Here is an 8,682-nt window from a genome sequence, read left to right as displayed (position 1 = left end):
ATGACGAAACAGGTCAATTAATGGTCTACACCAGAGGTGAATACGCAGAGCAAATTATAGAACTTCTGTCTACTTTGAAGTAGTGAACACTTCGATGAAAATCTGCAATAAGGAGGAAACAAAATGAAAGCACCTTATATCAAGTTGAACGGTAAATTTTATGAAGTACGTTCATTAAACTACACATTCGGTGAGCTTCATTATATCGCCTATGAAGATGAAAATGGAAAGTCGCATATCGCCTGGGACGTTCATCATGATTTACAAACACTTCTTAGGGAAGGTGAGCAGCATGAACGAGTTAGTTAATAACATCCGAGATTACATCCATGAGTGTTTCGATAATGAGAATCGGATTCCTAGTGATGATGAAGTGTATTTGAAGTTTAGAGCCTTCGAACCATCTGAACACATCATTGAAAAGGAGATTCACTTTTTCTTTGACAGTTACTACATCTTAGAGAATACGAAAATTGAATGGGAAGGAGACTTATCAAATGTCGATATCCAAGTTCAGCGAGAAGTCAGCATTGGAGAGGATGCGAAAAGATTTAAGGTATCTTAAACGGCAACATGAGGAGATGCTCGCTGATTGCGAAACGAAGATTCAAGCAGCAAGGGAACTGCGTAGACATGCAAGACATACAGAACACCTTATAAACGATTATGAGGAAGTCATACGGAAGTTAGAGGGCTGATAGCCGGCAAGCATAATCAGACCCCCTAGAAAACATTATACGGACATTATAACAGGAGGTAACGAAAATGAAAATATACATCGTAAACGGCAAACCCTGTTACTCCAATTTCCAGCCGATCCCCGACCAAGTGTATTACATGATGATTGAGAATGGTGAGATTGAGAACGTTGAGGAGGTTGAGAGCCATGACTAACCAACTAGAAGCCTTACAATCCCCTTTCCATCCAAAAGACATCGAGTGGCGTGTCCAACGTGCCATGAGTACACAAAGAGGTAACAAAGCCGTTGTACTCGCTTACGTGACGAACAGGGCCATCATGAACCGATTAGATGAAGTATTCGGTGTAGGTGGATGGAGAAACGAATACAAGGAGTGGCGAGATAAAGGGGTCCTGTGCGGTATCTCAGTGAAGATTGATGGTGAATGGGTGACGAAGTGGGATGGAGCAGAGGAAACGAATATAGAAGCCGTTAAAGGCGGATTCAGTGGAAGCATGAAGAGAGCTGCCGTTCAATGGGGAATAGGTCGCTATCTCTATAACCTCGATGAAACCTGGGCGGATGTTAAGGAAAAAGGGCAGAACTACATCAACGATAAGAAGGCGAACGTAAAAGGCTATTGGGATGATCCTCAGTTACCTAGTTGGGCCATACCTAAACTTGAACCAGTTGCACCCATCACATCCGAACAAGTAGGTACACTCAAAACGAAGGCTCTCACGTTCGGGAAGCTTAGAGGTAAAACAGATGCAGAAGTTTATGCTGCTCTATCTATAAACGATGTTACAGAACTATCCAGTAAGCAAGCAGAAGCAGTAATCATGAAAATAGATGGATGGATTGCGAAGGCTGAAAAGGAGAGTGCTTAACGTGAAAAGAACATTTAAAATCAGTAAAGTTTGGCATCCATATTATTGCGTTGGTTGTGGTGAAATTTTAAAAAACAGAGAAACGTTTGAACCTCACTATCGTGAATGTTTCTTAGGAGTACCAGAAGTTTCAAGCGAGGAAGCGTTCGCAATCATCAATTCAGAAAACGTTGGTGATAGGTGATGAAATCTAAAGAAGAGTACATCCAAGCCCTTGAAGATACAGTGGAGTTTTTAAAAATGATGATGGGAGAGAAGAAGAATGCTTGAAATTAAATTTAGAGTTTTCGGCAAGGAAAATAAAATAATGATTGAATGGGATGAACTGTTAGAACTGGATAGCTTCAAGGATCATATGTCATACGCAGGGAGTGAGGACCCTTATTATTCTCCACTCATGCAGTACACCGGATTAAAGGATAAGAACGGCAAGGAGATTTATGAAGGGGATATTATCGGATGGTCATACAATGTCTTGGGCGAAGGTGAAGTAAAAGAATCATCAGCCGTTAAGTGGGATGACGAAAATAGTTGTTTTGAGTTTGGAGACTACAGTAGACCGAGTTTTTGTGAGCGAGAAGTCACTGGAAACATCTACGAGGGAGAATCCAAATGACATTCTATCTCTTCTACACACTACTCATCCTATCCATCACCCTGGGCTTAGGACTCATCCTAGCCCTTGGGTATATCGCAGTACCTAGTCGTGTGAAGCGTATGATCCATACATTCTTTTATCTGGAGGAATTGAAATGAGAGAAATTAAGTTCAGAGCATGGGATAACGTGAAGAAAGAAATGTACTTCGTTGGTGAAGAAGATGATGTTGTGTTCTCTATAGAACGATTCGGTACCATTACTGCCACCGATATTTCAGAACACGATTGGGGATATCCTAAATTGGAACACCTTCAATACATGCAATCCACTGGTCTAAAGGATAAGGAAGACAAGGAAATTTATGAAAAAGACATCGTGTATTTCAATGACTTTGCTTACGACAGAACAGGGGGGCATGTAGATGACAACATCTTGAAAGGTGAAGTTGAGTTCTCTTGTGGAAGTTGGACGATCGTAACCGAAAAAGGGATCTTTGAATTATACAACGCAATCGTAAACGACCAGGAACTAGAAATCATCGGCAACGCATATCAAGGGGTTAAATCATGAATGCACCCACCAAAGAGCGAATACTCACAATCAGCAAAATAACTCTCGTCAAGGACCTAAAAGACCTCTCTACAGAACTGCAAGTATCACGACACCTAATTGAGACTTACATAAAGCAGTTGCGTAGTGAGGGCCATAACATCCACGTGATCAATGGATACGTTAAATATAACCCGGGACTCCTGGAGAAAGTGAGGATGAAAGTATGGAATTAGAATACTTTGTTCATGACATTACGAGGGTGCGATTACCTGAGCTTGAGAAAGCCGTACAAGAGAAGTTAGCCGATGGATGGGAGATACACACTCCTATATGTCCAATCACAAAAGTGGGGTCCAACTGGGGTGTCAAGAAAGGGAGAAAACACTCATTAGACGATTACGAAGGTTCTTACATGACTCAGAAGTATTTCTGTCGCATGAAGAAGGAGAGAAGTAAAGTCTTAGCCGGAAGGAATGGATGAAATGACTGTAATAGACAAGGAACATGAACTCACAGAGGAAGATTACAAATTAGCCGAGAGCCGTGGTATCGACCGTAAAAACTTATACGCACGTTTCCATTACCACTACTGGAATAAAGAAGATGCTATGACACGACCTGTCAGACGTCACTCTAAATCGCCTTGGAGAGCCAAATGCAAGGAGTTAGGAATAGTGGATGTGATGACATATGATAACCGTTTGCGGTATGGGTGGGACGAAGAAAAAGCAGCTACTACTCCACCGATGACCAGGGAAGAAATCGCTAAACAGAATCGTGATCGTCAACGGAAATACCCTGCGTGGGTGTATGAAGAAATCAAAAAGAATGGAATCAACCAGCGCACCTTTCAGAGTCGAGTGGGTAAGCAAGGATGGACGTTGGAAGAAGCTTGTACAATTCCACCCGGAACTCAGTTAGTAGATTACTATCGTAACAGAGTAAAAGAATTGGAGGGGAAGATGGCATGACAGATATCTATATTGATACCGATGAAATCAAAGATTTTTTGTACATGCAATTGATTAAGAAAGGTTTGGTTCCAGGAGAAAAAGAGCTAGATGAGATTTCAGATTCAATGTTTGAGTTTCTAATCAACAAACGAGTTATTGATGAAGTGTAGACAAATATTGTGCAGGAAAAGGAGAGAGTGAAATTGATGTATATGTATGTATTGGTAAAGCTTAATTACGTGGATGAAAGCGTCCATGAAATACAGTGTGTATGTCCGAATGAAAAAATAGCAAAGGCAAGGGAGGAAGCACTTCAAAAAGAAATAGACCCAGAATATAACGAATGGCATATAGAATATTACAAAACAGAAGTTTATGCAGAAGAAGTCTAGTGCGTATTTCGATGATGGTGCGACACATTGATCTACGGATCGTATTATAGAATACCAGAAAAAATGTGACAAACACCAACCAAACTTGTATCACTTAATGTGCGCTACTTTACCTGGAGCTGTGTATTATATCTTAGGTGCCGTATTACGAACATACAAAGAAAAAAGGCGCTCGCATCTTAGCAAGGCACCTTTTCCAGCTTCTTCTTAGCTTTCTTTTTCTCAAGTAGTTCTTCCAGCTTCAACCCTTTTTGGATCAAATCAGCAATTGCTTCTGAGCGATTATTCTTACGCTTAGTAAAACGATAATCTTCAATCAGATCCAAGAGTGCTTGCTCTAATGAGATAGTGGTAGATGGTTTAGATGAGTCTTTACGAATATGGGCCATTTGTGTTGTCTCCTTTATTTTTAGGGTTTTGTATTACGGTGTTACTTATCCAGGAATAACAGATCGTCCACTTCACAGTTAAAGTAAACGCAAAGACGAGCAATTACATCAAACGTGATTTGTACAGAAGTTTCATTGTAAAGTTTTGAAATTGATTTTCTACTTAATCCAGTGGCGTCAGAAACGTCTTGAATATTGACTCCCTTTTTCGCCATTAACACTCTTAGGTTATTTTTTACGACCATTTGGTATCACCTCGTTACCTATTATACTCAGATATACGGAAAAATACAACTTGAGGTTTCATTTTTTACCCTAAAAGAATTAAATTTGTTTAAATTGATACCTAAGGGTTGTACCAGATTACCTATGGGTGGTATAATTAATATAGAAGGAGGTGGAAATTTATGACGAAATCCCCATATCTTGAAGTGAGATTGTACGAGCTGATGGGAAAGAGAAACGTTCGCACGATCGAGCAACTTAAAGAAATGTCTGGGTTATCTCGTAAGGCCATTTCACAGGCTTTAAACGATGAGAAGCACCGGATGCACACGGATACAATCGCCAAGCTTTGTGCAGCTCTTGATTGCGAAGTAGGTGAACTGCTGACACTTAAAAAATAGGAGGTGTTGTATATGAAATACACCATCCATTTCATAAAGAAGGGATAGCATGCAAGGTTACATTAAGCTATATAGAAAGACGATGTGTTCTCCAATATGGCAGGATCCATACTACTTCAAATTATGGATGTACTGCCTGATGAAAGCGACTCATAAAGAGCATGATCAACTGGTGGGAAACAAGATAATTACTCTTCAACCTGGGGAGTTTGTAACCGGTAGATCATCACTTTCTGAGGACTTAAATAAGGGTATGAAACCCAAAATGAAGCAAAGTGAGATTTCGTGGTGGAGGTACTTGAACAACCTCGAACAATGGGGAATGTTGAACATCAAAAAAACTAACAAATATAGCGTTGTATCAATAGTTAAATGGGGTGACTACCAAGAAACTGAACAACAAGTGAACAACAACAGAACAACAGATGAACAACAAATGAACACAAACAAGAATGTAAAGAATGTAAAGAATGAAAAGAAGAAAGATACTCGCAAACAAGTTTACGAGGAAACCTCTATTCCTTTTCAATTGTCAGTTTACTTTTTTGAAAGAATCAGAGATAACAACCCAGAGTATAAAAAGCCCAACTTACAAACGTGGTCTGATGATGTTAGGAAGATGATTGATATTGATAAACGAACTGAGGAACAAATCAGATACTTAATGAAGTGGGTACAACAAGATTCTTTTGAAATGACCAATGTCTTATCACCTTCTAAACTTAGAAAACGATTTGATCAACTGGTTATGAAGGTGAAACAAGAAAAGCAGAAACCTAAAAAACAAAAAGAAATAAATTGGGAGGACTTATGATGATGACGAGAGAGCAAGTGAAGGCAGTATTCAAAACGATTAAGTTCGGATACCCACTTTTTGAAGTTAGCCCAGAGAAATTAGATTTCTGGCATAGAAACTTACAAGACCAGAATCCAGCGTCTGTCATGAAAAAAGCAGAGCTGCATGTAAAAGAAAAAACGTTCCCTCCTACGATCGCTGACTTACGATCAAGGAAAGAACGTGAGGATTCTTCTGCCCTAGCAGAGTTTTGGAAGGACGATGCTAAGTGAATGAACACGCAGAAGAACTTTTAATCGGTTCAATATTATTAGATAACTCCATTTTACACGATATTACGTTATCAGCGCAACATTTCTTAGAGCCTGTTAATCAAAATATCTATAAAGCTATTATCGACATTAAAAAGAAAAACATACCTGTCGATGTAGCAAGCCTTAAGGATCAGTTAGGAAACAGTGGATTTGCATTTATTGGTGGCGGTAAAAGGCTGAAACAATATAAAGATGCGGTGCCGTCAGTGAATGCTTTTAAATCATACGAACAAATTATTCTGAAAGAGTGGAAAGCACATACATCAAGGCAACTTCTTAAAACGTCCTTGGATAACTTCAATTTAGAAAAGGTCCCGGAATTGATTAAAGACCTCTCCAAGATTGATGAAGAAGGGACGCAAGAAGAGTTCGACTTACAAGAACACTTGAAACAATTACAGAACTTGCCTTTTATCGAAACACCTAAAAATAACAGTGGGATCCCAAGTGGATTTGCCAAGATAGATATGAAAACGGATGGATTCCAGAAAAATGATTTAGTCATTGTGGGAGCAAGACCATCCATGGGTAAGACGGCTTTTATTATCAACCTTGCATTAAGGGCAGCACAAAATAATGCGGTTCCGGTCATCTTCTCTTTAGAAATGAAAGCAGAAGCGTTACTAAAACGGATGCTCTCATGCCTGGGAGAAATCAACGGTATGAAGTTAAAGAACCCTTACCACTATCTGGACAATGCAGAAAAGGGTAGATGGTCCAAGGCTGTCGGAGAACTGGACAAGCTTGATATTAAAATCTATGACAAGCCAAGACAAACTATTCGTGAAATGAAGGCGAAAATCAGAAAAGTTAAACAGGAGTTTCCAGATCGTGATGTGATTGTTTTTATCGACTATCTGACACTTATCAAACCATCTAAGGATTACAACGGCAATGGACACGCTCAGTTCACCGAGATTAGCGCCGATTTGCAAGCCTTGACCAAAGACTATGATGTGCCAATTATATGCCTTGCGCAGCTTTCTAGGGGTGTTGAGCAACGTCAGGATAAAAGACCTCTCATGAGTGACCTAAGAGAATCGGGAAGCATTGAACAGGATGCCGACATAATCATGATGCTCTATAGGGATGAATACTACAACGAAACCACCGAAGATAACCGAAACATCCTTGAAGTGGACATAGCAAAGAACCGGGACGGAGAAGTAGGGAAGGTTGAATTGAAGTATCTGAAACAGATCAACAAAATTGAGAGCATTTTCTAATGACCATCCAGGAAATGTACGAGGACGCAATCACCCATGAATATTACTGGTTAGAAATCACAATTGAGTTCCTTGTGAAAGAGAAGCAAGTCTTGGGGATGAACGACAACGCAGAACGTATTACATACTTCCTCCAAGACAAGTTCTCTTCAAAAATGAACGAACATTTAGAAAAGTATGAGAGGGAGAGACAATATGCAAAACATTAATTTTGATATGCTACCGGATAAATTCAACTTCAAAAATATAGATGGGAACGTAATGAGAGCGGAATTTCAGCTTAATAAAAATGGTTATAAAGTAGTCGAAGTTGATGGAACTGGAAATTTAGGCTTTGCGCCATTGTGGGAGGTTGAAAACAATTTAAAAAACGGCACATGGCAGGTTGTTAATGCTTCAGATCTTGTCAATAAGCCCTCACACTACCACAAGAACGAGATAGACGTAAACGGATACCTAGAGAAGCACTTTCCTTTAGAAGGCTCCTATACGGTCGCAGAGGGCTTCTATATTGGTAACGTAATCAAGTACACAAGCAGGTACAAGGATAAGGGCGGTAAGCAGGACCTGGAGAAAGCCAAATTCAACTTAAATAAGCTGATCGAATTGGAGGAATCACAATGAACGCTGAAAGAATCTCCCAAGCTTTGAACAGACCAGTAAACCTCCATCACGAACCCATGGCAGACATCCTAAACGAACTACTCACAAAGGTAGAGCAGTATCAAAATGAATACCAGGCAACGGTAGGAGCGTTAAAGACATATTTTGGGGAGGGGAAGAAATGATTATCAAATATAATTTGCTTTACAAGAGTGGGAAGGAAGATGTTTTGACTCAAGAAGCTAATGAATCAGAGCATGCTGCAATGGCAGAAACCATCGAAAAAGGATTTAGGCAAGATTTACACGGTGTTCTGACATTCTCTGATGGGGAAGGACAATCAACGTTCGTAAGGTTGTCAGATTTAAGTAGAGCCAATCTAACGGTGGAGGATGACCATGGAAAATAAAAAGCAAATCATGACAAAAGAATGGTACGAGAAGATAGCGAACAGTGATTTGGCGAAGAGGTACAATGAAAAACCGAGCTGGGAAGATCATGTGAAGTTGAAGGTAGCTTATCTGAAACGGAGAGAAATCAAAGCTGAATGTGTATTCTGCGACGAGGACCATAAAATCGTTTGGGAAGATATTGACGGCAAGAAAGTCTGTGAAGTTTGTTATGAGAAAGAATCTGACACTGGTGAAGTTTATTAATAATTA

General features: G+C 39.8%; 23 protein-coding genes. 21 read left to right on the top strand and 2 right to left on the bottom strand.

The features are described 5' to 3' along the window. Window positions 1–123 precede the first annotated feature (123 nt). The 12 genes from KYJ26_RS20425 (at window position 124) to KYJ26_RS20375 (ending at window position 4,066) form a co-directional block, all read left to right on the top strand. Window positions 124–309, top strand: coding sequence for a hypothetical protein (locus KYJ26_RS20425; protein WP_219169525.1), 186 nt, complete (start codon window positions 124–126; stop codon window positions 307–309). Further along, window positions 293–565 (top strand): hypothetical protein, encoded by a 273-nt coding sequence (locus tag KYJ26_RS20420; protein WP_219169524.1) that lies wholly within the window; start codon window positions 293–295, stop codon window positions 563–565. The genes KYJ26_RS20425 and KYJ26_RS20420 overlap by 17 nt, the downstream gene beginning before the upstream one ends. 200 nt (window positions 566–765) lie before the next feature. Then, the gene (locus KYJ26_RS24105; RefSeq protein ID WP_257475165.1) at window positions 766–894 is read left to right on the top strand and encodes a hypothetical protein; all 129 of its coding nucleotides are present in this window, start codon (window positions 766–768) and stop codon (window positions 892–894) included. After that, window positions 887–1,570, top strand: a complete 684-nt coding sequence (locus tag KYJ26_RS20415; RefSeq protein WP_219169522.1) for a Rad52/Rad22 family DNA repair protein — start codon at window positions 887–889, stop codon at window positions 1,568–1,570. The genes KYJ26_RS24105 and KYJ26_RS20415 overlap by 8 nt, the downstream gene beginning before the upstream one ends. A 1-nt stretch (window position 1,571) precedes the next feature. Next, on the top strand, window positions 1,572–1,754 hold the full coding sequence (locus KYJ26_RS20410) for a hypothetical protein (RefSeq protein ID WP_219169520.1): 183 nt from the start codon (window positions 1,572–1,574) through the stop codon (window positions 1,752–1,754). 78 nt (window positions 1,755–1,832) lie between these two features. After that, window positions 1,833–2,186 carry a YopX family protein gene (locus KYJ26_RS20405; protein WP_219169518.1) on the top strand — a complete coding sequence of 118 codons (354 nt, stop codon included), beginning with the start codon at window positions 1,833–1,835 and terminating at the stop codon, window positions 2,184–2,186. After that, a complete protein-coding gene (locus tag KYJ26_RS20400) occupies window positions 2,183–2,326 on the top strand; it encodes a hypothetical protein (protein ID WP_219169516.1) in 144 nt (47 codons plus the stop codon). Before KYJ26_RS20405 ends, KYJ26_RS20400 begins: the two co-directional genes overlap by 4 nt. After that, a complete protein-coding gene (locus tag KYJ26_RS20395) occupies window positions 2,323–2,739 on the top strand; it encodes a YopX family protein (protein ID WP_219169514.1) in 417 nt (138 codons plus the stop codon). Before KYJ26_RS20400 ends, KYJ26_RS20395 begins: the two co-directional genes overlap by 4 nt. A gap of 205 nt (window positions 2,740–2,944) precedes the next feature. Then, window positions 2,945–3,202 carry a hypothetical protein gene (locus KYJ26_RS20390; protein WP_219169512.1) on the top strand — a complete coding sequence of 86 codons (258 nt, stop codon included), beginning with the start codon at window positions 2,945–2,947 and terminating at the stop codon, window positions 3,200–3,202. Window position 3,203: 1 nt separating this feature from the next. Next, on the top strand, window positions 3,204–3,692 hold the full coding sequence (locus tag KYJ26_RS20385; RefSeq protein WP_219169510.1) for a hypothetical protein: 489 nt from the start codon (window positions 3,204–3,206) through the stop codon (window positions 3,690–3,692). Next, window positions 3,689–3,844: a YozD family protein gene (locus tag KYJ26_RS20380; protein ID WP_219169508.1), complete on the top strand. Its 156-nt coding sequence runs from the start codon at window positions 3,689–3,691 to the stop codon at window positions 3,842–3,844. The genes KYJ26_RS20385 and KYJ26_RS20380 overlap by 4 nt, the downstream gene beginning before the upstream one ends. A gap of 33 nt (window positions 3,845–3,877) precedes the next feature. Then, entirely contained in the window at window positions 3,878–4,066 is a 189-nt protein-coding gene (locus tag KYJ26_RS20375) for a hypothetical protein (RefSeq protein ID WP_374939783.1), read from the top strand. Window positions 4,067–4,245: 179 nt separating this feature from the next. Here KYJ26_RS20375 and KYJ26_RS20370 read toward each other — a convergent pair whose 3' ends face one another. Both KYJ26_RS20370 and KYJ26_RS20365 read right to left on the bottom strand, forming a co-directional pair. Further along, window positions 4,246–4,455: a ribbon-helix-helix domain-containing protein gene (locus KYJ26_RS20370; RefSeq protein ID WP_219169506.1), complete on the bottom strand. Its 210-nt coding sequence runs from the start codon at window positions 4,453–4,455 to the stop codon at window positions 4,246–4,248. Window positions 4,456–4,496: 41 nt separating this feature from the next. After that, window positions 4,497–4,700 carry a helix-turn-helix domain-containing protein gene (locus KYJ26_RS20365; RefSeq protein WP_219169504.1) on the bottom strand — a complete coding sequence of 68 codons (204 nt, stop codon included), beginning with the start codon at window positions 4,698–4,700 and terminating at the stop codon, window positions 4,497–4,499. Between the two features lie 162 nt (window positions 4,701–4,862). Between KYJ26_RS20365 and KYJ26_RS20360 the strand changes: the two genes are divergently transcribed. The 9 genes from KYJ26_RS20360 (at window position 4,863) to KYJ26_RS20320 (ending at window position 8,676) form a co-directional block, all read left to right on the top strand. Further along, the gene (locus KYJ26_RS20360) at window positions 4,863–5,081 is read left to right on the top strand and encodes a helix-turn-helix domain-containing protein (protein WP_219169503.1); all 219 of its coding nucleotides are present in this window, start codon (window positions 4,863–4,865) and stop codon (window positions 5,079–5,081) included. A gap of 139 nt (window positions 5,082–5,220) precedes the next feature. Next, window positions 5,221–5,895 (top strand): replication protein, encoded by a 675-nt coding sequence (locus KYJ26_RS20355; RefSeq protein ID WP_219169502.1) that lies wholly within the window; start codon window positions 5,221–5,223, stop codon window positions 5,893–5,895. Next, the gene (locus tag KYJ26_RS20350) at window positions 5,892–6,149 is read left to right on the top strand and encodes a hypothetical protein (protein ID WP_257475164.1); all 258 of its coding nucleotides are present in this window, start codon (window positions 5,892–5,894) and stop codon (window positions 6,147–6,149) included. Before KYJ26_RS20355 ends, KYJ26_RS20350 begins: the two co-directional genes overlap by 4 nt. Next, a complete protein-coding gene (locus tag KYJ26_RS24095; protein ID WP_219169501.1) occupies window positions 6,146–7,417 on the top strand; it encodes a replicative DNA helicase in 1,272 nt (423 codons plus the stop codon). Before KYJ26_RS20350 ends, KYJ26_RS24095 begins: the two co-directional genes overlap by 4 nt. Then, window positions 7,417–7,626 carry a hypothetical protein gene (locus KYJ26_RS20340; RefSeq protein ID WP_219169500.1) on the top strand — a complete coding sequence of 70 codons (210 nt, stop codon included), beginning with the start codon at window positions 7,417–7,419 and terminating at the stop codon, window positions 7,624–7,626. Before KYJ26_RS24095 ends, KYJ26_RS20340 begins: the two co-directional genes overlap by 1 nt. After that, window positions 7,613–8,041 (top strand): DUF3310 domain-containing protein, encoded by a 429-nt coding sequence (locus KYJ26_RS20335; protein WP_219169498.1) that lies wholly within the window; start codon window positions 7,613–7,615, stop codon window positions 8,039–8,041. Before KYJ26_RS20340 ends, KYJ26_RS20335 begins: the two co-directional genes overlap by 14 nt. Further along, window positions 8,038–8,205, top strand: coding sequence for a hypothetical protein (locus tag KYJ26_RS20330; RefSeq protein ID WP_219169496.1), 168 nt, complete (start codon window positions 8,038–8,040; stop codon window positions 8,203–8,205). The genes KYJ26_RS20335 and KYJ26_RS20330 overlap by 4 nt, the downstream gene beginning before the upstream one ends. After that, on the top strand, window positions 8,202–8,429 hold the full coding sequence (locus tag KYJ26_RS20325; RefSeq protein WP_219169494.1) for a hypothetical protein: 228 nt from the start codon (window positions 8,202–8,204) through the stop codon (window positions 8,427–8,429). Before KYJ26_RS20330 ends, KYJ26_RS20325 begins: the two co-directional genes overlap by 4 nt. Beyond that, window positions 8,419–8,676: a hypothetical protein gene (locus KYJ26_RS20320; protein ID WP_219169492.1), complete on the top strand. Its 258-nt coding sequence runs from the start codon at window positions 8,419–8,421 to the stop codon at window positions 8,674–8,676. Before KYJ26_RS20325 ends, KYJ26_RS20320 begins: the two co-directional genes overlap by 11 nt. Window positions 8,677–8,682 lie beyond the last annotated feature (6 nt).

The sequence above is a fragment of the Rossellomorea orangium genome (genome assembly GCF_019334305.1).
Classification (GTDB): Bacteria; Bacillota; Bacilli; order Bacillales; family Bacillaceae_B; genus Rossellomorea.
The sequence above is the reverse complement of the archived record's forward strand: the minus strand, read 5'-3'. Positions and strand labels throughout refer to the sequence as shown.